14 protein-coding genes, 2 tRNA genes and 2 pseudogenes are annotated in these 24,444 nt (G+C 34.5%); 1 reads left to right on the top strand and 17 read right to left on the bottom strand.

Annotated features, from left to right (window positions below):
- Positions 1-39 precede the first annotated feature (39 nt).
- From M1D64_RS00170 to M1D64_RS00095, 16 genes and pseudogenes are all read right to left on the bottom strand, one after another.
- On the bottom strand, positions 40-6,249 hold the full coding sequence (locus M1D64_RS00170; RefSeq protein WP_480977525.1) for a putative Ig domain-containing protein: 6,210 nt from the start codon (positions 6,247-6,249) through the stop codon (positions 40-42).
- Between the two features lie 417 nt (positions 6,250-6,666).
- Entirely contained in the window at positions 6,667-7,218 is a 552-nt protein-coding gene (locus M1D64_RS00165; protein WP_225791764.1) for a hypothetical protein, read from the bottom strand.
- A 6-nt stretch (positions 7,219-7,224) separates the two neighbouring features.
- Positions 7,225-8,203, bottom strand: a pseudogene (locus M1D64_RS00160) (DNA polymerase); the annotation flags it as partial.
- 210 nt (positions 8,204-8,413) lie between these two features.
- Complete coding sequence (locus M1D64_RS00155; RefSeq protein ID WP_480977524.1) at positions 8,414-9,739, bottom strand: DUF6038 family protein; 1,326 nt, start codon at positions 9,737-9,739, stop codon at positions 8,414-8,416.
- A gap of 186 nt (positions 9,740-9,925) precedes the next feature.
- The gene (locus M1D64_RS00150) at positions 9,926-10,663 is read right to left on the bottom strand and encodes a Cthe_2314 family HEPN domain-containing protein (protein WP_107391432.1); all 738 of its coding nucleotides are present in this window, start codon (positions 10,661-10,663) and stop codon (positions 9,926-9,928) included.
- A gap of 29 nt (positions 10,664-10,692) precedes the next feature.
- Entirely contained in the window at positions 10,693-11,127 is a 435-nt protein-coding gene (locus M1D64_RS00145; protein WP_285239216.1) for a hypothetical protein, read from the bottom strand.
- Between the two features lie 73 nt (positions 11,128-11,200).
- Complete coding sequence (rlmH, locus tag M1D64_RS00140) at positions 11,201-11,680, bottom strand: 23S rRNA (pseudouridine(1915)-N(3))-methyltransferase RlmH (RefSeq protein WP_069826013.1); 480 nt, start codon at positions 11,678-11,680, stop codon at positions 11,201-11,203.
- Between the two features lie 819 nt (positions 11,681-12,499).
- On the bottom strand, positions 12,500-13,300 hold the full coding sequence (locus tag M1D64_RS00135) for an MBL fold metallo-hydrolase (RefSeq protein WP_002481989.1): 801 nt from the start codon (positions 13,298-13,300) through the stop codon (positions 12,500-12,502).
- 423 nt (positions 13,301-13,723) lie between these two features.
- Positions 13,724-14,506 carry a two-component system regulatory protein YycI gene (locus M1D64_RS00130; protein ID WP_069822125.1) on the bottom strand — a complete coding sequence of 261 codons (783 nt, stop codon included), beginning with the start codon at positions 14,504-14,506 and terminating at the stop codon, positions 13,724-13,726.
- Complete coding sequence (locus tag M1D64_RS00125) at positions 14,507-15,847, bottom strand: YycH family regulatory protein (protein WP_037537344.1); 1,341 nt, start codon at positions 15,845-15,847, stop codon at positions 14,507-14,509. It lies immediately after the preceding gene.
- Positions 15,837-17,669 carry a cell wall metabolism sensor histidine kinase WalK gene (gene walK / locus M1D64_RS00120; RefSeq protein ID WP_480977523.1) on the bottom strand — a complete coding sequence of 611 codons (1,833 nt, stop codon included), beginning with the start codon at positions 17,667-17,669 and terminating at the stop codon, positions 15,837-15,839. The genes M1D64_RS00125 and walK overlap by 11 nt, the downstream gene beginning before the upstream one ends.
- Before the next feature lie 12 nt (positions 17,670-17,681).
- Positions 17,682-18,383 carry a response regulator YycF gene (gene yycF, locus M1D64_RS00115; RefSeq protein ID WP_002481985.1) on the bottom strand — a complete coding sequence of 234 codons (702 nt, stop codon included), beginning with the start codon at positions 18,381-18,383 and terminating at the stop codon, positions 17,682-17,684.
- Positions 18,384-18,799: 416 nt separating this feature from the next.
- A pseudogene (locus tag M1D64_RS00110) lies at positions 18,800-20,207 on the bottom strand (DHA2 family efflux MFS transporter permease subunit).
- A 454-nt stretch (positions 20,208-20,661) separates the two neighbouring features.
- Positions 20,662-21,120: a MarR family winged helix-turn-helix transcriptional regulator gene (locus tag M1D64_RS00105; RefSeq protein ID WP_002481981.1), complete on the bottom strand. Its 459-nt coding sequence runs from the start codon at positions 21,118-21,120 to the stop codon at positions 20,662-20,664.
- A gap of 194 nt (positions 21,121-21,314) precedes the next feature.
- Positions 21,315-21,387: transfer RNA gene (locus M1D64_RS00100), tRNA-Asp, on the bottom strand.
- A gap of 6 nt (positions 21,388-21,393) precedes the next feature.
- Positions 21,394-21,468, bottom strand: a tRNA-Glu gene (locus M1D64_RS00095).
- Positions 21,469-21,753: 285 nt separating this feature from the next.
- Between M1D64_RS00095 and M1D64_RS00090 the strand changes: the two genes are divergently transcribed.
- Positions 21,754-22,965 (top strand): macrolide family glycosyltransferase, encoded by a 1,212-nt coding sequence (locus M1D64_RS00090; RefSeq protein ID WP_002481980.1) that lies wholly within the window; start codon positions 21,754-21,756, stop codon positions 22,963-22,965.
- An 88-nt stretch (positions 22,966-23,053) separates the two neighbouring features.
- Here M1D64_RS00090 and M1D64_RS00085 read toward each other — a convergent pair whose 3' ends face one another.
- Entirely contained in the window at positions 23,054-24,337 is a 1,284-nt protein-coding gene (locus tag M1D64_RS00085) for an adenylosuccinate synthase (protein ID WP_002481979.1), read from the bottom strand.
- Positions 24,338-24,444 lie beyond the last annotated feature (107 nt).

Here is a 24,444-nt window from a genome sequence, read left to right as displayed (position 1 = left end):
ATTTTAAATAATCATCCTAATATTAAGATTTAAGAAACTCTATTGTTTTTTCCTTCTTCCTCTTCCTAATAAGAATATACCTGAAATAGCTGCTAAAATACCTCCTAGCAATGTAATATTTTTACTTTCAGTTTCACCTGTTTCTGGTAACTCTTGTTTTTTATTATTATTTTCTTGTTTATCTTCCTTGGAAACATTTTCCTGAACATTATGATTGTAATGGTCTTCATGTTCACTTGGTGTATCTGATGTACTCGATGGATTATTCGATTCGTTCGGTGTTACTGTAATCGTGAATGTTGTTTCTGTCTTATTACCATTCGCATCTGTTGTCACAACTGTTACTGGATATTCTCCTACTTCTGTTGGACTTCCACTAATTGTGCTTGTTTCTGGATCATACGTTACACCTTCTGGTAAGCCACTTACTTCGTTTGTAACTGGTTTTCCACTATTATCTTCACCTTTGATTGTTATTGTATCAATTGGTGTATTTACTTCTTTTTCTTGGTCTGGAATTGCTTCCACCGTTGGTGCTGTTTTATCCGTTACTGTAATCGTGAATGTTGTTTCTGTCTTATTACCATTCGCATCTGTTGTCACAACTGTTACTGGATATTCTCCTACTTCTGTTGGACTTCCACTAATTGTGCTTGTTTCTGGATCATACGTTACACCTTCTGGTAAGCCACTTACTTCGTTTGTAACTGGTTTTCCACTATTATCTTCACCTTTGATTGTTATTGTATCAATTGGTGTATTTACTTCTTTTTCTTGGTCTGGAATTGCTTCCACCGTTGGTGCTGTTTTATCCGTTACTGTAATCGTGAATGTTGTTTCTGTCTTATTACCATTCGCATCTGTTGTCACAACTGTTACTGGATATTCTCCTACTTCTGTTGGACTTCCACTAATTGTGCTTGTTTCTGGATCATACGTTACACCTTCTGGTAAGCCACTTACTTCGTTTGTAACTGGTTTTCCACTATTATCTTCACCTTTGATTGTTATTGTATCAATTGGTGTATTTACTTCTTTTTCTTGGTCTGGAATTGCTTCCACCGTTGGTGCTGTTTTATCCGTTACTGTAATCGTGAATGTTGTTTCTGTCTTATTACCATTCGCATCTGTTGTCACAACTGTTACTGGATATTCTCCTACTTCTGTTGGACTTCCACTAATTGTGCTTGTTTCTGGATCATACGTTACACCTTCTGGTAAGCCACTTACTTCGTTTGTAACTGGTTTTCCACTATTATCTTCACCTTTGATTGTTATTGTATCAATTGGTGTATTTACTTCTTTTTCTTGGTCTGGAATTGCTTCCACCGTTGGTGCTGTTTTATCCGTTACTGTAATCGTGAATGTTGTTTCTGTCTTATTACCATTCGCATCTGTTGTCACAACTGTTACTGGATATTCTCCTACTTCTGTTGGACTTCCACTAATTGTGCTTGTTTCTGGATCATACGTTACACCTTCTGGTAAGCCACTTACTTCGTTTGTAACTGGTTTTCCACTATTATCTTCACCTTTGATTGTTATTGTATCAATTGGTGTATTTACTTCTTTTTCTTGGTCTGGAATTGCTTCCACCGTTGGTGCTGTTTTATCCGTTACTGTAATCGTGAATGTTGTTTCTGTCTTATTACCATTCGCATCTGTTGTCACAACTGTTACTGGATATTCTCCTACTTCTGTTGGACTTCCACTAATTGTGCTTGTTTCTGGATCATACGTTACACCTTCTGGTAAGCCACTTACTTCGTTTGTAACTGGTTTTCCACTATTATCTTCACCTTTGATTGTTATTGTATCAATTGGTGTATTTACTTCTTTTTCTTGGTCTGGAATTGCTTCCACCGTTGGTGCTGTTTTATCCGTTACTGTAATCGTGAATGTTGTTTCTGTCTTATTACCATTCGCATCTGTTGTCACAACTGTTACTGGATATTCTCCTACTTCTGTTGGACTTCCACTAATTGTGCTTGTTTCTGGATCATACGTTACACCTTCTGGTAAGCCACTTACTTCGTTTGTAACTGGTTTTCCACTATTATCTTCACCTTTGATTGTTATTGTATCAATTGGTGTATTTACTTCTTTTTCTTGGTCTGGAATTGCTTCCACCGTTGGTGCTGTTTTATCCGTTACTGTAATCGTGAATGTTGTTTCTGTCTTATTACCATTCGCATCTGTTGTCACAACTGTTACTGGATATTCTCCTACTTCTGTTGGACTTCCACTAATTGTGCTTGTTTCTGGATCATACGTTACACCTTCTGGTAAGCCACTTACTTCGTTTGTAACTGGTTTTCCACTATTATCTTCACCTTTGATTGTTATTGTATCAATTGGTGTATTTACTTCTTTTTCTTGGTCTGGAATTGCTTCCACCGTTGGTGCTGTTTTATCCGTTACTGTAATCGTGAATGTTGTTTCTGTCTTATTACCATTCGCATCTGTTGTCACAACTGTTACTGGATATTCTCCTACTTCTGTTGGACTTCCACTAATTGTGCTTGTTTCTGGATCATACGTTACACCTTCTGGTAAGCCACTTACTTCGTTTGTAACTGGTTTTCCACTATTATCTTCACCTTTGATTGTTATTGTATCAATTGGTGTATTTACTTCTTTTTCTTGGTCTGGAATTGCTTCCACCGTTGGTGCTGTTTTATCCGTTACTGTAATCGTGAATGTTGTTTCTGTCTTATTACCATTCGCATCTGTTGTCACAACTGTTACTGGATATTCTCCTACTTCTGTTGGACTTCCACTAATTGTGCTTGTTTCTGGATCATACGTTACACCTTCTGGTAAGCCACTTACTTCGTTTGTAACTGGTTTTCCACTATTATCTTCACCTTTGATTGTTATTGTATCAATTGGTGTATTTACTTCTTTTTCTTGGTCTGGAATTGCTTCCACCGTTGGTGCTGTTTTATCCGTTACTGTAATCGTGAATGTTGTTTCTGTCTTATTACCATTCGCATCTGTTGTCACAACTGTTACTGGATATTCTCCTACTTCTGTTGGACTTCCACTAATTGTGCTTGTTTCTGGATCATACGTTACACCTTCTGGTAAGCCACTTACTTCGTTTGTAACTGGTTTTCCACTATTATCTTCACCTTTGATTGTTATTGTATCAATTGGTGTATTTACTTCTTTTTCTTGGTCTGGAATTGCTTCCACCGTTGGTGCTGTTTTATCCGTTACTGTAATCGTGAATGTTGTTTCTGTCTTATTACCATTCGCATCTGTTGTCACAACTGTTACTGGATATTCTCCTACTTCTGTTGGACTTCCACTAATTGTGCTTGTTTCTGGATCATACGTTACACCTTCTGGTAAGCCACTTACTTCGTTTGTAACTGGTTTTCCACTATTATCTTCACCTTTGATTGTTATTGTATCAATTGGTGTATTTACTTCTTTTTCTTGGTCTGGAATTGCTTCCACCGTTGGTGCTGTTTTATCCGTTACTGTAATCGTGAATGTTGTTTCTGTCTTATTACCATTCGCATCTGTTGTCACAACTGTTACTGGATATTCTCCTACTTCTGTTGGACTTCCACTAATTGTGCTTGTTTCTGGATCATACGTTACACCTTCTGGTAAGCCACTTACTTCGTTTGTAACTGGTTTTCCACTATTATCTTCACCTTTGATTGTTATTGTATCAATTGGTGTATTTACTTCTTTTTCTTGGTCTGGAATTGCTTCCACCGTTGGTGCTGTTTTATCCGTTACTGTAATCGTGAATGTTGTTTCTGTCTTATTACCATTCGCATCTGTTGTCACAACTGTTACTGGATATTCTCCTACTTCTGTTGGACTTCCACTAATTGTGCTTGTTTCTGGATCATACGTTACACCTTCTGGTAAGCCACTTACTTCGTTTGTAACTGGTTTTCCACTATTATCTTCACCTTTGATTGTTATTGTATCAATTGGTGTATTTACTTCTTTTTCTTGGTCTGGAATTGCTTCCACCGTTGGTGCTGTTGTATCTGTCACCGTAATCGTAAACTCCGTAATTGTTTCATTATAAGTGCTGTCTGAAGTAATAATCGTGACTTTATAGTCTCCAACTTCTTTTGGACTACCACTAATGGTATTCGTCGAAGGATCATATGTTACGCCATCTGGTAATCCATATACATCATTTCTCACCGGTTTTCCACTATTATCTTCACCTTTGATTGTTATTGTATCAATTGGTGTATTTACTTCTTTTTCTTGGTCTGGAATTGCTTCCACCGTTGGTGGTGTCGTATCAGATACAATAACACCTGAAGAGTTACTCGTAGAAGGTGCAGCTTTACCTACTTTATTAGTATTAGACATACTACTAATATTAGATCCAGACAAATTAACTTTACTTTCTATAAATGTTCCTGCAACAAATGGTTTAGAAGTTTTGCTATCAACAACAATAATGTATGGCGAACTTATATTCTTAAGCCCAATCGATATTGTTCCATCAGTATTAAACACTGGTTTATATTGTGAAGTTACATCTGTTTTATCAACGTATTCAGCACTACCACTCTCATTTAAAGTTGTAGCATCATTTACTTTATAAATAGTAATATTAGTATCGTTCTTATTAAACTGACTTATAGTGTTTGGAGATTTACTATTATCTACATACGGCGTCAATTTAATATTAGCATTATTTATAGAGTAGTTTTTAGCGTTTATCGTATATGTTGTATTATATGGATGATAACCTTCTTTTTTTCCTTCTACTTCAGTTTCTTGAAATACAGTTGACGTTGAAGCATCACTACTAAAAGCAATAGTTTTAGTATTTTCAAATATTTGATTCCCAACTTTAAGTTCGAGATTATAATTTCCAGACTTAAGCGTAGTTTTAAAATTAATAATTTGCATAAGTGAGACATTTACTTTTCTATCTTTATACTTTTCTACGTTATCAGTAAATTTAAATATAAAAGAATTTGCCTCTGCATTATATGTACCTTTTGCATAAATATTATTTTCATTTTCACCTAAAAGGATACCATTGTCCCTGTCAGCTGATGTTGGTTTAAGTTCTTTAGGCATTTTCACTTCAAAATAATCGTTTCGCTTCACTTCATTTGGAATATCTAAATCAAAACTGATTGGATATGCCTTACCTTTTGTCCAAGTACCATCTGCGTATTTAACATTAGATACCTTTATTAAATCATTTACATCTTTACCTCCAATAACAGTTGTATATCCAACTGCATTCTTCACAGTAGTTATTTGAGTATTATTTTCAGGTGCCGAATTATTTGCAGTAGTTACTTTTTCAGTTGTTCTATCAGCAGTAATTTTATTATTTATTACATTAGATTCTTCAGATTGTTCATTATTTTCAGCAGTATTTTTTTCTGAATTTGTTCCAGTTTTTTCTTTTAGTTCATCTTGTTCGTCAAACTTCGCAATTTTTTGCACTTCGTCTTCATTCTGTTTCTCAGACTTCGCGTTTTCTTTTACTTCATCTTTGTCCTGTTTCTCAGACTTCGTGTTTTCGTTTACATCATCTTCATTCTGTTCCTCAGACTTCGTGTTTTCGTTTACATCATCTTTGTCCTGTTCCTCAGACTTCGTGTTTTCGTTTACTTCATCTTTGTCCTGTTCCTCAGACTTTGTGTTTTCGTTTACATCATCTTCGTCCTGTTCCTCAGACTTCGTGTTTTCGTTTACATCATCTTCATTCTGGACTTCAGATTTCGCGTTTTCTTCTATCTCTTCATTATTATTTTTATTTATTTTCCTATCTGAAGAATTAGTTTCTTCTTGTTTCGCTGAAACTTCTTGATAATTCTCGTTTGTGTTAATATTCTGTTTTTCATCTCTTCCATTTCCTGTGCTTTCAACATCTTGCTCTGAATTTGTTTTTTCTGGAGAATTTTCTTGTTCTTTAAATGTTGCTTTTTCATTTGTCGTTTCATGTAATCCTTCTTGCTTTTCATCTATAAGTCCATCTACATGTTGAGAATGTTCATTGGCAGTTTCTTGCGTATTTAATTGACTATTTTCTTTTGTTTCATCTATCCCTTGTTTATCATCATTTTTTCCGCTATCTGTCACATGTCCAATATTTGATTGAACATCAGATACCGTTTCAGCTGCCTCTACTTTAGTAGAATGAATGGTAAAAGATAAGCTCAATCCAATTAAAACTGAACCTGCACCAAATGTATATTTTCTAATTGAAAATCTTTGTTTTCCAGTATGTTTTCCCATAAACATCACCTTTTTCTAAATATTTATGTATATTACCATCAATTAAAAAAATTTATCTTTAAATGGTACATCCAATTATACACTTTAAGTAAAAAGATACAACATTTTTTAATGAATTTAGAATAAAAACATTTTAAAAATTTAGAGTATTACTTAGGATTATTAATTTGGCTATCTTCATGTTATTTACCTAAAATTATTTTAATTCATTGGGTCACCTAATACATCATTTATAATACCAGTAATACTTTTCATTAATTTTCCTTTAAATGAGAAAGTCCTTTTTATTCCAGACAAACTTAACCCTAGAGCTATTGTTGTACCGAATATTCCTGAGGCTGCCAATGGGAAAGCTAATGCAACTTTCCCTATTTGCTTTAAAGTTTTTGACGATGTGCTATAACATTTCCATTACCTTTAGTTTAATGTAACTTTTTGTTCTTCAATTTTTTCATTCATCAAGCCATCCCAAATTTGAACAGTTCCATCTTGATCTACAATAAAGGTATATGAACCGTGACCACTCTTATTATTTGCTGCTATTCTCCATAAGCCATCATCTTGTGCTGAAAATTCTGGTTGTTGAAATTTTATAACAGAAGCATCTCCACCATCAGTTTGATTAACAGCTGCTATGACGTAATCAAACACATTATCTCTATTCACTTTCAAATCAGAAAATTCATCTTTATCCGCAGTTCTTTCACTACTTCCTTCGTGAACTTTTACTGTTTGACTAACATCATTCTCTTGCGCTTGACTATTATTTTGACTTTCATTCGATTGATTCTCATTATTAGATATTTCACTAACATTTTGAGAATTATTATCGTCATTCTCTTTTTGCTGAGCTTGTAATTTATTTTTCTCTAACTCTACTTCTTGATACTCGTTGTATCCAAAAAATCCAACAGCTGCTAATATGCCAACAATAGCAATTATTGTTATTATACTTAATAATTTTTTCATGATTTATTCATCCATAATCGCATCGTGTATGGGTACAATAATTTTAAACGTTTTTTTGTTCGCATTGTGCTCTGTACACTTCCAATAGAATGTGTTTAAAAATATAACTCGCTACAGTTTGTACATAGAATGCCATGATACTACTACCTTGAAATGCGCTCATATCATGTTCAATACCATAAGGCATAGGCATCGATTTATTCTCATCGACGTGTTTTTTTAGTTCAATGACTTTTGTAAACTGGCTGACTACATCCAACCATTGCACTTCACTTACATATTGTTTCAACTTGAATTTAGGGCTATCGAAGTTGCCGCCAAATAGAAACGAACCAATAAATGCACGTTTAACAAGTACTCGTTGCTCATCTTGTAATTCTAATTCACTTAGTAATGCGTCATACAGTCCGTCTTTTTGATTCAAAAAGTCAATCAGTTTTGAATCTTGGGTCATGTATGCTACAACTGATGGCTCAAATGATTTAAAGTCAACTGTATACACCTTCTTATATTTTGAAGGTAAAATTGTGCGTTGGACTGCTTTAGGTAAGCCCTGAAGATTAAAATTTTTAGTTGTGATTCGATGTGTTCGTGTACCTATCAACGATAATTGTGTATATAATCGATACGTTCCATTTAATGAATGATCTAATCTATCAAATAACTGTTCGATTTTATCAGAATGTTCATCGTTCTTAGCCTTTTCAAGCATTGTTGATTTTACATCGGGTAATTTATCGATATTAAGCATAATGGGTTCCGATTCAATCTCTTTCTTTAATGCTTCCAATCCTTGATGTACTTCCACATATTGGTCTAACTTAGCTTGTTCATCAGCTAAAAGTGCATTATATTTTTGATCTAACTGCTGGCTGAATTGTTGTTGTAATAGTTGAACGTCATCTTGGTTAGATGATTTGTCCATTAACCATTGCTGTATTTTGTTACTCTGAGTCAACGACATCAGTTTGTCTCTTGTCTCCATGTAAATCTTCTCCTTTATGGTTGAAAGTGGCGCGCTCACTTTCAACTTAAAATTTGTTCAAAACGTTTTGACAAGACAATCTTAATACTAAATAGAGGTCATTGATGAAGTGGCAAAAAATTTCAAAAAAATTCCCACCAAATAAATAAGCTCAATCCCTTTATATGAGGGATTGAGCTTACCAATTATTTATTAATTTTCTACTTAACTTCAATTAGAGCTTTTCCGGTTATTCCTTCTTTTTAACAGTTGATTCTTAAATTGTTTCATTAACATTGCCATTGGGATGTTATTTTCGTGCGTCTTAATCACTTCAATTTCATTATTATATGCATTGTAAAATGATTTATATTCATTAATATAGCCATTTTTCATATCATTATAATGTTCATCCTTATTAATGTATCGGTCTATCAATGTTACAACTTGTTGCATATCATCCATAAAATATTGGAACATTTCATTGCCTATGTGTGAATGATTTTTCTGATTTAATACTGCTGCAGAACGAAAGTCTAATCGTTTACGTAACTCTAGTAAATGCTTTCTAATTTGTTCATCTTCATTAAAAAGCTCAATATTGTCATTAATGACCTTTATCTTATTATCGAAGTCATATTTTTTAGATTGCTTATTTAAGTTTTCCTTTTTGTTAAGCTCTTTATCTATCATTTTCGATACATCTCTAAGGAAATAATGCTCCATATCTCTAAATGTTTTTGTTCTATGATGCGGTTTAGCATTTCTCATTCCCCATCCATCCGCAGCTCGTTGAACTTTATTTAGTATGTTAACTAATAACCAATCTAATTGTTCATCTCTATCATATATGAATGCTTTCTCTTCATCTATATCTTCTGTTATTACATTATCTGTTAACTGATTTACAAAATAATTATTTCGAAAATCATGCTGACTTGACTTTTCACTCGTTTGATTATGTTCATCAATTCGTTCATTATATTTACTTTCTGAAAATGTTGAGTAAACAACTTCATGTATAGCAAGTGCAATTTTGTCACTTAATTCCACTTGTTTATCTATAGGTAATTGACTCATTACTTCAGAAGCTAATTGTAACTTATCGTTTATTTTACTGCCTGAATCAAACACCTTTTTTACATCTTGGTATGCTTTTTGTGCATGTATATGTAACTTTAATGGTTTAAATTCAATTTTATCTATGTCATTCTTAACATTTTTAATAAAATTCGCATATTGGGTAATATCAATATTTTCTATCGCATCTTTTCTCAGCCTTACGTCTTCATCCGTAATTGCTTTTGGTATGTTATCATCTGTCATATTATTTAATAAGACACATAATATATCAAAAGCAATACCATTGAAACTATAAGCAGCTCTTTCACTTTCACCAGAGTTTTTTTGAAATTTCTTCATATCAACCTTATAAATATCAACTAATTTATCAATTCGTTTCTGCAATTGAGCTTTGTTTTTAAGACCTAAAGCTTTCTCAAGATCTTTTTTTGTATATGTTTTTTGAATTCTTTCTTTAAAAGTATTTTTCGTCATAATATCAACTTTCCATTAATTTTTTATATAAATTAAAAATCGGGTGAGTATTAAATATTTCCAAATCTGCAATATTGAGGGTTTCATATCTTATTTTTGCTTCTTGTTTACTCCCTGATGCTATATTTATATACAATACTACTAATTCTATTCAATACCATTTAAATTATATCTTTAAAAGATAATTTAATCTTTATTTTTATTTATAATTTCTATTGTCTTTTCTAAACACATTAACATCCCATCCATTATTTCTTTAACTTTTTGAGATGTAGTGTAATTTCCAACACCAGCTGTAACTATCCCATTTTCACATTTAGTTATTCCTGAAGATATAAATTGTGGATGCTGATTATGTGTAATGTTGTGTCTGTGTTTAGCTGCATCATCAAATTCATTGGAATTACGAATTTTATCAAGTGCATAAAATTTCACTAAATCTTTTTCTTTAAGTTTGTTTATTGCTTTATGAAAACTTATTTCATTCTTTTTTAATTGTATGTCGTAAATATTTACTATAATATGTCCTAACAACTCAAATATGCTAAAACCCTGTAAGAAGAAATATTCAGAAAAGTAATTAAAATTAAATTGTTTAGTATAGTCTTCTTCTTTAAAATCAGGAAAAAGCTCAACTGATTGTCCTTTTGAACCAGGTGACTTATACCAAACTTCATCAGGTATACCCTGATTATAATAGAACATCGTGTATGTATAATTTCGAATTAGTAGATTCATGCGATTAAATAGCATGTTTTTCCAATAATCGATTTCGTAACTTTTTGTTAAATCAAAAAATGAGTCAGTTTTCTCAAAATCAAAGTATAAGTTTTCTAATATAGAGTAATTAAACGGAATCTGATCATGCAAATCATTCATGTTTGCAGATTCAATATGTTGCAGCGGGTGGATTATTATTGTCATTATAGCAAAACTCCTTTTGTATAATACTATTATTTATCAGCTAATTTTTCACACCAAAATATTAAAAATGTAGAACCTAATAAACTCATATATTCAAACTTTTGCCATAATAAAGTGTTTTGCAATATGTCTGATAGGTATATATCTTTATATATAATAAATCCACCTATAAAAAATGTCACAAAAACAACAACAGACTTCACTTTCTTTATATAATCATTCTTATTTTTTCCTATGAATTTTTTATAATAGTACAAGTAAATAAAGGTAACAAGACCAGACAATAAAAATGCCAAGCTGTAGCGTAAAAGTAAACCTAATTGTCCAATTCCAATATGAAATAGCCCGAAAAAATCTTCACTATAACCAGTGAAACCTGCTACTTGAATAAGTATAAAAACAACAAATATAAGAGCCAAAAACCATGGCTTTAAAAATTGAACTATATCTTTAGGTTTAATCAATTTAATTTCTCCTCCTAAGATTTACTCAAAAAATTCATAATGAATATTATTGTTCAACATCGTTTTTTTAGTTTTATTTGTGATACGCTTCGCCGCGCATAATCTTAAACGCACGATAAACTTGTTCTATCAATATCACGCGCATCATTTGGTGTGGGAAGGTCATTTTGCTGAATGATAGTGCGTAGTCGCTGCGGTCTAGTACGCCTTTATGCAGACCGTTGGATCCGCCAATAATGAATGTAAAGTCGCTTTGGCCACGTGTCATACGACTTTCTATTTCTTTTGCCAGATCTTCAGACGTCAACATATTGCCTTTGATTTCTAATGTGATGACTGTGGACTGCTGTTTTACTTTTGCTAATAAACGCTGGCCTTCTTTTTCCTTAACTTGTTCTACTTCTTTATCGCTCATGTTTTCTGGTGCTTTTTCATCGGGAACTTCGATGATTTCTACTTTCGAATAGGCACCTAAACGTTTTTCATATTCTGCAATGGCTTGTTTCCAGTATTTCTCTTTTAATTTACCTACTGTGAGTATTGTTATCTTCATTTTTATCCTCCGAGTTTAGTAAAAAGTATAAGTTATTAGACTTATCCACAAGTTATACACTTATTCACACTATCCCCTCTTATTATAACAGTAATGTATACTGCTTTTTAATAATTTTTACGTTTTATCAACAAAAAAGAAAGAATAACCTGTGTATTTGTGGATAACCCTGTGTATAATGTGGGTATTTCTATGTGAATTGTGCACATCTCTGGATAACTTTGGACAAAACAGTGGATAAGTTGACGGTTGTCTTACATACTTATTCACAAACTTAACCTTTTCTTCATAAAACTCTTGTCTAATCCTTACAAAATGCTAAGTTATCCCCTGGTTATATTTATTCGATTACTGTATATTTAATCTGTGTTAAGACATAGGGTTGTATAACCATGTACGATTTATGATGACGGCTAACAAAAAAACCTATATCTCCTTATGAGATATAGGCTAAATATGAATCTTAAATGATGTCTATTATGTGAGTTCCTTAAGTAGTCGCTAAACTTTTCCAGTTAAGTCTGTTCATATACCAACCAGTACATTAGCTTATGCATTAATAGTCCCTCTTTATACGCTATTCAACATGTCTATTGATGCGCATAGATGACTGGTTTCTAAATACGCTTATATAAAGCTTTTAAAGCATTACTTCTTTATTTATAAAGATTAGTAGTGCTTATGCAAATGCTAGAGCAATTGCATTCTTTTAAAAAACTCATCCTTGCGAGGGTGGGACTACGAAAATATTGGATTACATTAGCTTATACTAATGCATTAAGAGTCCCTAAACATCATAGATGTTAGGGACTCTATACCTTATAACGTATATATTGGTGTGGCGTTGGCTTTGTCGGTATCGCACAGAAGTACTTCTTTTTCTGTGTCGATATCATTTTCGTTAAGTAATTGACCGACGCTCATGCGTGCGAGATCTTTCATATTATTGTCTTGTGATAAATGGGACAGGTAAATGCGTTTGGTACTACCCGTGATGACGTCTGTCATGGCACGACCTGCGTCTTCGTTGGAAACATGGCCCATATCGCTGAGGATACGTTGCTTGGTCTTCCAAGGGTAACCGCACATGCGTAGCATATCCACATCGTGATTGCTTTCAAAGACGAATGCATCGCTGCCTTGAATCATGCCTTTCATGCGATCTGAGACGTAACCTGTGTCTGTTAAAATCGTAAATTTCTTATAGTTATTATGGAAGATATAGAATTGTGGATCAATGGCATCGTGTGACACGTTAAACGATTCGATATCGAATCCGGCTAATGATTTTGTTTCGTATGGATTGAAGATAAATTTTTGGTCCATTGGAATTTTGCTGTCTTTCTTTTCGATGGCTGTCCATGTTTTTTCATTGGCGTAAATTGGCAACTTATATTTACGTGCTAACACCCCGAGTCCTTTAATATGATCCGAATGCTCGTGCGTCACCAAGATACCATTCAAATTTTGTATCTGTTTGTCTATTTGTCCAAATAGTTCTTCCATTTTCTTTCCTGTCAAACCTGCGTCGACAAGGATACTGCCTTTATCACTTTCCACATAAGTGGCGTTTCCTGTACTACCACTCGCTAATACACTCATACGTATCAAGCGATTCACCCTTTCTAATCTATAAACATTGTTTAACGTTATTATTGCTGGGCAGACTACGGTTTATGTGCCGTCAACTTGCCCTCTGTCTAATTAATGCTATTTGTAAAGTGCAATCAGCAACGCTATCATAACTTTTCCTTATATCGTTATAAAAGTTACAAGCATACTGCACTTTTCTAAAATATTAACCATCTTATGATTATCTTCTCAATGATAAATCAACATGATTTCGACTTTTTTTATAATATCTTTTCGCGTTATTTAACTTTTCCATAATACGTTATTAACAGTATTTAATTTTAACATACTTTTGACTTCACTTCTGTGTATATTGTTTATTTTAACAAGCATCTTTTTCAAAAATTCTTAAATAAAACTCAAACAATCCAAAAAAGCACACCTTCAAAAGGTGTGCTTAAGTAATCCACATTATTCTTCAATAATTTTTGGACTGTCTGATACGGCTTCGACATAGTAGGTCTTAATCTTATCGCCGTGTTTGACTTTAATTTCCCAATTGGCTTCGAGTACTTGTACGTTCGGCTCTTTAACAACGGTATAGTAGCCAAGTCGTGCATTGGTTACTTCATCATTCCGCTTCAAGTAACGATTATAATACAGTGCTTCTATGGCGCTCTTAGCTGAGTTCACTTGTTTCTTATCGTTATTCGCACCTTCTGATGGCGCAATCGATTTCATTGCGGTTTGCTTATAGCTCGTTGCTTTACCTTCATTATTGACGTTAAATTCAAGTCTCGCTTTATTATTGTTCATAATTGGATAGTCATGATACGTTTGTTCAAAGGTCACTTTGTCGTTATCAATATTACTCATTTCGTAATTCTTACCTTTATAGACATTGTCTTTGACGTAGGATTTTAATGCGGTATATTGATCATTTCCGACATCGACCGCATTATTGATATCGCCTTTTGCTCTGGCACCGGAATCTTCACTTGAGATCTCAGAGCGTGATTTTGCATAAGATGAAAAATCAAATGACCGTGCAGTCAGTAATTGCATTTTCAAACCTTTAACACTTGGAAGGTTATCAGGAATTGTAATTTCTTCTTGTTTAAAATTCACAGCATTTTCTTCTTCGCTATCATTGATATGCGATTTATTCACCTTATCAATATAAATAATCACTAAGCTAATATTGACTAGAATAAACACGAAAATAAATAAGGTTTTGGCTCGTTTCCAGTTCATTTATTCTAGCCTCCCATCTTCGTATGCACGCCATTCACCGTTATATTGTACATACCATTGTGGTTTAAATTCGCTATTGCGTTGAATTTCAATATCACTTTTATCTGGTTTTTCTTCCATTCTGTAACCAATCGTCATGTTCGTCACATCTTCAAAGTTAATTTCTGGGTTGTTGGCCAACTCTGAACGTACCGTTTCAGCACCAGGCAATTTCGTTTCGTCTCCGCCACTGTCAATTGTGACATTGGCTTTAAGCAATGCACGTGCATAGCTGAAGACGCCTTTATCTCCCCAAGATACTTTGATATTGTTTAAATTTTCATCGTTAAATGTTGGACGACCGTTTAAGAACATTTGATAGGTAAGTTCCCCATTTTTATTATCTATATTGAATAAACGATAATCATCAGTAAAACCACCGTGGTTATTAATATAGTCATAGGTACTTGGTATACTATCTTGCATGTTAGTTGAACGGTTTTCATCTTCTGAGAGGTTAGTATAACGATACTTTTCAGTTTCATCATTATAATTCGCCACACCTGTATTATTGTTATAGGTTGCAGTACTGCTCTTCGTACTACGTACAACGACAGAATCATTGAATAATATAGAGTTCATCGTATCAACACTGATGCGGTTGTAAATCGTATGATATGATTTCATCGCTTCTGGTGCTTTTGGTGCAAAGATATGTGTCGCTCTATCAATCGTATCTTTATTCGTTATGATTTCTGAGTATGGCTGCATTTTTTTATGTTGTGATTGCATCACTTTTTTTAAGTTATTTAATTTTGCGGAAGTGGTCATACGCACAACGTTATGTCTATCGCTACTAATCGCATAAAGTTTCACATTGCCATCTTTGTTATTGTCGATGATAAGTCGATCGAATTTAAAATTATTCGGAACTTTGGCATCGATATTCAGCGCTTGTCCTAAGTAGGTTGCTAATGGCATGTCATAGCTGAAATCAAGTACGAGAAACTCATCCGTTAAATCTGGAATGATTAAGTTGTGGTTGCTGTGCATTTGTTCAGCATGCAATACGCGATGGTTCTTTAATGGCTTTAATATGGTTTCGATATTTTGCTTTGTCGCTTCCATGCCTTCAGTCTGGTCACCTTTAGAGTGAACCACTTGATAGGGTGTAATGATTTGATCCATACCTTGATTCAACGGTTTGCCAATTGAATTGGGCTCATAATCTTTGCTGTTGCTACCTTGGTTATCTACATTGGCTAAATCAGGTGAGAAATTCCAAGTCATATAGGTTAACACGACGCTCATTAAGACAAGAAGGATGAGGATAATCGATTTAATTAATTCTTTACTCCGCATCCCAATCACCATCTTCTAGAACTTCACAAGGAAGTGTAATAAAGATTGACGTGCCTTGTCCTTCTACGCTGTTTGCCCATATACGACCGTTGTGTGCTTCAACGATTTCTTTAGAAATGGCTAAGCCTAAACCTGTACCACCCATTTTACGTGTACGTGCTTTATCTACACGATAGAAGCGGTCAAATATTTTATCTACTTTATTAATTGGAATACCAATCCCATTATCTTTCACACGAATGGTCATACGATTATATAACGTATTCTGTTTCACGTGAAACTCGACACGTTTATCGCCACGAGAGTATTTCATCGCGTTCGTTATGACGTTGTCAAACACTTGGGTCATCTTATCTGGATCGATTTCCGTAAAGATGGTTTCGGTTGGTACTTCACGCACAAATGTCGTATCTTTTGCTGACATTTCATGGCGGTTAATGATTTTATTAATAAACATATTAAAGTCGACAATTTCTTTGGTAATTTGCTCTGATTCATTGTCCATTTTAGATAATTGTAATAGGTCATTAACAAGACGAATCATACGTTCTGTTTCTTCACGTGTAACGGATAGGAATTGTGGTGCTAATTCGCCATCTTTCCAAGCACCACTTTCGAGTGCCTCGATATAACTGTTCATGGAAGTCAGTGGCGTACGTAATTCATGTGACACGTTCGCAACGAATTCACGGCGTTCGCGTTCTACTTGTTGTTGTTCTGTTACATCATGTAGCACGGCAATATAACCTGTCACAAAACCAGTTTCTTGTACAATCGTACTAAAGTTAACCCGGGCAATAATACCTTCATTTTCATTAATATCTAATAAGAAGCTATCATTATTTTCTTGAATTTCATCTAATGAGAAATCTTCTTCGAGTTTAAGCACTTTAAGCATGTGGTCACCGATAATGTCTTCTTTCATTGTGCCCATCATAGTGAGTGCCATGTCATTGACAATGCGCACACGGCCACGACGGTCGGTTGCAATGATACCGTCACTCATATGTGTGATAACGGAATCGAGACGGCGTTTCTCACTTTCGGTATTCGCTTGTGCTTCTTGAACACGTTTGTACAGATTGTTAAAGGCGAGTGCGAGCTCACCGATTTCATCGTTACCATAGATTTTCACACGTTGTGTATAGTTACCTTTAGACATTTCAACGGTTTGGTTCCGCATGTCTGTAATCGGCTTTGTAATGGTACGCGCAATAAAGAAACCAAGTATCACGGTAATCAATAGTGATATCCCTGTACCAACGATAAAGATTTGATTGATATTGCTCAATTGGTTATACACATCATTGATGTCCGCTTCAATATAGACATCACCAATTGTGCCATCGTTTGATGTTTTCACAGGCAGGTTGTATACCCACACACGTTGTTTACCATTACCGTAGTCTTTTAATACGGTATGGCTATTGATTTCACCGAGTGACAGCGCCTTTTGAATGGAATTGTCATTCGCTTTTTGATTAATTAGACTACGCGTAGACTGCTTCGAAGTAGCCATGATAATCTGATCTTTATCTATAAAGCGGATTTCTTCTATTTCTTGTCTATTCGCATACTCATTAAGTAAGTTCTGAACTTCTTTTTGAGCATTAATTGCATTATCTTCGTCATAGACTTTTTCTATATTAATTTCAATTTGTTTCGCGTATTGCGAAATATTATTTTTAAATGTTTGTGTTAATTCTTTTTCTAGACTATTCGTAAAATATAAACCGATAATTTGCATACCGATTATAATGAGTAATACATAGACAATAACCAATTTCGTGTGTAAGGACTGAAAATGTTTAAGCCATTTCATTAATATGTGCCTCTATTCATGTTGTTGGAGGAAATATCCAACACCACGACGTGTCACAATATATTCTGGATGAGATGGATCATCCTCGATTTTTTCACGTAAACGACGAATTGTTACGTCTACTGTACGTACATCACCAAAATAGTCATAACCCCAAACAGTTTGTAATAAATGTTCACGTGTCATTACTTGTCCCATATGTTTAGATAAGTAATGGAATAATTCAAATTCACGGTGTGTTAATTCGATATCATCGCCACGTTTTTTAATAGAGTATGCATCTGGATAGATGACGATATCTTTAATTGTAATTTCATTGGACGCATCATTAACTTCTTGTGCAGGTTGTGAATAATGACGACGTAAGTTGGCTTTAACACGCGCGATTAATTCACGTGTGCTAAATGGTTTCGTCACATAGTCATCTGCACCTAGCTCAAGACCTAATACTTTATCAATTTCTGAGTCTTTCGCTGTTAACATGATAATTGGCATTTCGTATTTTTTACGTACTTCACGACAAACTTCCATGCCGTCGCGACCAGGTAACATAATGTCTAATAACACGATGTCTGGTTCTTCATCATAGATTAAATCGACTGCATCGTTACCATCATAGGCACAAAATACTTCGTAGCCTTCTTTTTTCAAATTAAATTCTAAAATATCAGCAATTGGTTTTTCATCATCGACTACAACAACTTTTCTAGCCATATTTATAAACCTCATTTCTATATTGTAGTACATTTACATTAAATTCTACGCATTTCCCTATAATACAATTTACCATTTATGGCGCGCTAATTCTATTTTTCCAAATAAAAATTTAAAATTGTATATTGTAAAATTATAACATTATCCCGATTAAATGGGTATTCATCGGGTCATCATAGGTATTCCTAGTTTAAACAATCATCCTGTATCATTCGAATTTATTGCTTATAACACAAATAAGGGAGCGCACGCGTCACCTAATATGCATTAGATGACGTATGCTCCTCCCTCTGTGGTGCTTTATATTTATCTAAAACTGTATCATTCCGTTATTTATCACGTGCGTGTCGACGCAACGCTTGTTTCAATGTTGAAAAGCCTCATTGTCATAGCTTACTAATCACTGTAACGGATGCTTAGACACTTTTCTGTTTCTTAACGAATAATGAAAGTATAAAACCAATCACTGTTAATGCAGTGATAAAGAAAAAGGTAAACTGTACGCCATGAGAAAGTATGATTTCTTGGCTTGCATTCGGATTAGCAGCGCCAAATGATTTCATTGCTGTTGTATAAAGTGTAATGGCGATAGCTGTACCAGCTGAACCACCGACTTGTATTAATGTCGTAATGGTCGCTGAGCCATCTGCGTATAAATCGTGTGGTAGTTGATTTAAAGCGTTCGTTTGTGCTGGCATCATCACCATTGTGATACCAAAGAAGAGTACCATAAACGTAAGAATAATGGCCCAAACTGGTGTGGATGCAGAAATAATAAGTGCAAACGTGATTGCAGCGATAAACATTAATAAATACCCGATGATGCCGAAGTGTCTCGCACCAAAGCGGTCAAACAATGAACCGACGATCGGAGACAATACTAAATTGACTGCGTTACCAGGTAATAACGTTAAACCAGCAATCACTGAACTAAATAGTAAGGCGCCTTTTAAATATAAGGGTAATAAGATGCCTGTTGATAAAATACATAAGATCGTAATAAATACCATAGCTGCCCTAAGGACGAACATAGGATATTTAAAGACATTTAAGTTAAGCATTGGTGAGTCAATTTTAAATTGACGTACAACAAAGATGATTAAGGCTAGGATACCGATGACTAATGGTAGCCAAACGATAACATTTTTTGAAGGCCGCTTCTGCCATTGAACTTAATGCGAAGATTAATCCAGCAAATCCAATCGTTGATAAACAAATGGATAGGATATCGATTTTAGGCTTCGAAATCTCTCCTACATTCTCAGTATTTGTAAAAGCTAAACCTAAGACGACTAAATATAACACTGCACTGATCCAGAAGATGTAGTGCCAACTAGATGCGGAAATAATGACACCTGAAAGTGTGGGGCCGAGTGCTGGTCCTGCTGTAATAACCAGTCCCATGATGCCCATAACCGCACCACGTTTTTCAATTGGGAAGATAAGCATCAAAACCGTAACCATAATAGGTAATAAAATACCTGTCCCTAACGCTTGAATCAAGCGTCCCAATAATAGTAAATCGAAGTTAGGTGCAAGCGCGCCAATAACTACGCCTAATAATGATAATAAAATACCTGAAACAATTAGTGTTTTTGTGCTAAACCCTTTAATAAGGTACGATGACGCTGGTACTAAACAAGCCATGACGAGTAAGTACCCTGTCGTTAACCATTGCACCGTTGCCGCTGATACTTTAAAGTCAGCCATAATATCGGTTAATGCCATATTGAGTGCTGTTTCACTGAACAGTCCCATAAATCCACCAATCATTAAGACCAGTGCAAACATTTTCGGGCTTTTTACGTTTACTTGTGTTGCCATTTGATATACTCCTTTTTGATGGTAAATGAAGTATAAGTATAAATGAGAGTGTTAAGTATGGATGAGACAAATCAACTACTGTTTCCATAATCATCGATTGCTTTCTTCTACTTAATTCATCTACATAAGTTATGACTTATTCCTATATTTCCATTGAATTTTTATTATGCTAAGAATGATGCATGCTATATAGAAGATGTTTGATGTTACTCAAGATCCCTTTGTAAAGAAACTTTATGCCACATACCCCTGAATTCAAGCCATCTTTAAGTAACATTGTTTCATCATTATGCGACAATCTTCTATATAAATGCTCTAGCTATTTATGTAGTCGAAAAGATTGACCAACTTACTTTAGCAAAATTTCGCTATTATTGTCAACCTAGCTGACAATAATGAATTGCAAAAAAAATTAGAGTATGTAACGTTGTGTTTATCGTTTTATATACTCTAATTATTCATCTGGCTTATCATTTTCTAATTGCCAGTCTGCTTGTAACAATTGCTCTAAATGTGCAACTTCTGACGCACCGATCACTTGACCAATATGTTCAATAATGTGTTGTTTGTTTTTAATATATTTCTCATAACACATGATACCAAATTCCGTTAAGGTTACACGTTTTTCTTTCTTATTATTGGGCACACTTTCAATTTGAACAACTTGTTTCTGTTCTAATTGTTTCACTGCTTTATGGATTGCCTGACGCGTTAAATTGATCTTATGCGTGAGTTCTGCAAAAGTAGGCTGATCATATTTAATGATCATAATTAAATACCATTCAGAACTACCTAAATGAACCTGAGGTAATTGTTGTGCCGTCATATATTCTACTTTTTGTCTTAAGTCATGGTGTCGATCACTGATGAGGTTAATCAAATCTGTTTCTTCTATATGCTTATGATTTGTCATTTATTTACTCCTCATTTTAAATTTCACTTCATTGTAAAAAAGCTTATTCATTCATTAAATAGATTCCGACCAAAACATACGATAAAGTATTGCTCATCCACCATATTACAATATGATATAAAAAATTATCTAGCAAAACTTATACATTTCTATATTTACGCATAAAAAAACCCATCCTATTGGATGGGTTTATACGGTCTCGACGGGAATCGAACCCGCGATCTCCTGCGTGACAGGCAGGCGTGTTAACCGCTACACTACGAGACCTAAAAATGGTGACTCCTACGGGACTCGAACCCGTGTTACCGCCGTGAAAGGGCGGTGTCTTAACCGCTTGACCAAGGAGCCTGTCTTAAGCACAAAATAAATTATATCAACTCTTATACCGGATGACAAGCTATTTTTTTAATTTTATTAGTATAATTTTCTATATTAATTGTATAAAGTTCAAATACGGTGCTAAAACGCTTAAAAAGTCTGTCATATTGGTATGGCAGCACATTCATTTTTATCATTTCAGTCACTAAAATATGAGAAATTGATAATTTTTTAAAAACTATTAAAATTTAAATCTTTTTTGTTTTCAATACTTTTTGATAAACTAGTTAAATAAAATATGAGGAGGGCTTATGATTGGCTAAGGTATTATTTATTAATTCAGGATCCATTGGACATCTTAATCCTACGATTGCCGTGTGTAAAGAACTTGTGGCGCGTGGTGAAGAGGTGGTTTACTACATTGGAGATCAATATCAAGATAAGCTAAAAGATACGGGTGTGGAAATACGTACACTACCAACAGATGAGATTATACAACGCTTTACAGCATACGGCTCTGGCAATTTATTCCACGTCGTCAACGGCTTATTGAATACTGCGGATGTAATACTTCCAAAGATTTTGGAAGATACGAAAAATGAACATTATGATTATTTAATTTCTGACTCCATGTTTAGTTTTGGTAACTTAATTGCGCAAAAATTACATATTCCTACCATTTCGTCGATTACGTCTTTTGCACATACTGCAGAAACGTTTGAAGTGGCACTCAACTATAATGCACAGGCGTTATCAGAAACAGAAATGAATGACGTAGAAGACACTTTTAATCATTTACAACAGCATATTCAAACAACCTATGGCGTCGAGGTTAACTCACGTTATGAAACAATGAATAATCCGGGCGATTTCAATATTGCTTATATCTTGGAAAAATTCCAAATAAATCCTGAATTATTTGATTCAGGACATTATCGTTTTGTTGGACCATCTGTGATGCAACCACAGTCAACGGATTTTATGAGTCAAGTTGATCAAAGCCGACCAATAGTTTACGTTTCCCTTGGCACGGTATTTAATCAAAATATTGGTTTCTTTAATCAATGTTTTGCCGCGTTAAAAGATCTTGATGTATCTGTCATCGTATCGATTGGTGAAGCAAATAACGCGGCTGACTTTGATACAATCCCTGATAATGTATTATTGAAATCCTATGTACCTCAGACAGAACTATTACAGCATACAGCACTTTTCTTAACACATGCTGGAATGAATAGTACAAATGAAGCATTATTAATGGATGTGCCTTTATTGGCTTTTCCACAAAATGCGGACCAACCGCTCGTTGCGCAACAAATTGAAAATATCAACGTAGGTCAACAACTGAATTCTGAAACTGTCACAACCGAAGATTTGAAAGCAAAAGTTGTGGAAATGTTACAGAATCGCGCAACTTATCAAGCACAGATTAAAAAAATCAAGCAAACACAAGCCTTGGATCAACCTGGTTACGTAACGGCAGTTGATCAAATCCTCACTTTTCGCGATCATCACATAAATCATTAATATAGATAAACAAAAAACCTTGTAGAAGTACCATCCACTCATTGTGTGATGACATCTACAAGGTTTTTATAATATCTAATCTACAATCTTACCATAGTGATTTTAATAGGTTTGTTTGATTACGGTCTGGACCTACTGAGAAGATTGAAATCTTCACGTCACATAATTCAGAAATACGTTCTAAGTATCTACGCGCATTATTAGGTAATTCTTCTAATGAACGACAACCTGTCACATCTTCTGTCCAACCTGGTAATGTTTCAAAAATTGGCTTACAACGTTGTAAGTCTTTCAAGTTAGCTGGGTATTCCGTAATTTCTTTACCGTCTAACTCATAAGCAGTACAGATTTTAACTTCTTTAAGGCCTGTTAATACATCAATTGAGTTAATAGATAAATCTGTAATACCACTTGCACGACGAGAATGACGTAATACAACTGAGTCGAACCAACCTACACGACGTGGACGTCCTGTTGTTGTACCGTATTCACGACCTACTTCACGGATGTGGTGCCCATCTTCGTCAAATAGTTCTGTTGGGAATGGACCATCGCCGACACGTGATGTATAGGCTTTACACACACCGATAACTTTAGAGACGAATGTTGGACCTACACCGCCACCGACAGTCACATTACCTGCAACTGGGTTACTTGATGTAACGAATGGATATGTACCATGGTCGATATCTAACATCACACCTTGTGCGCCTTCGAATAATACTTTTTCGTCAGCTACAAAGGCATCATCTAAAACTTTTGCAGTATCTGTCACGAATGGTGCTAAACGTTGACCAGCTGCATAATATGTTTCAAAGATTTCTTCAAATGTTGGACATGCTTTGCCAAACATCCCTTCGAAGTATGCACCTTTGTATTCTATATTATCTTTTAATAATTTTTCAAATGTTTCTTTATCTAATAAATCTGCGACACGGATACCAATACGTTGTGCTTTATCTACATAAGCTGGACCGATACCTTTTTTCGTTGTACCGATTTTATTATCTCCGCGACGTTCTTCTTCATATTCATCTTGTTTAATATGATAAGGTAAAATAACTTGCGCACGGTTTGAAATGCGTAAATTATCCGTTGAAATACCTCTTTCGTTTAGCGCGTCTAATTCTTTTAATAGTGCTACTGGATCGACAACGACACCATTACCAATAACTGCTAATTTTTCTTTATAGAAAATACCAGATGGTACTAAGTGTAATTTATATGTTTCTCCACCAAATTTAATTGTGTGGCCTGCATTGTTACCGCCTGAAAAACGTGCAATAACATCTGCTTGTTCTGCTAAGAAATCTGTAATTTTACCTTTACCTTCGTCTCCCCATTGTGTCCCAACGACTACTATTGATGACATATGAGCACCTCCAAGTTTTCTCGATTAACCATTACGTATTTTACCAATACACCAACCATATTGCAAACCAAAAATCGAACATTAATTTATTTATATTTTGAAAATTT

This window comes from Staphylococcus sp. Z5-21 (genome assembly GCF_056529615.1).
The sequence above is the reverse complement of the archived record's forward strand: the minus strand, read 5'-3'. Positions and strand labels throughout refer to the sequence as shown.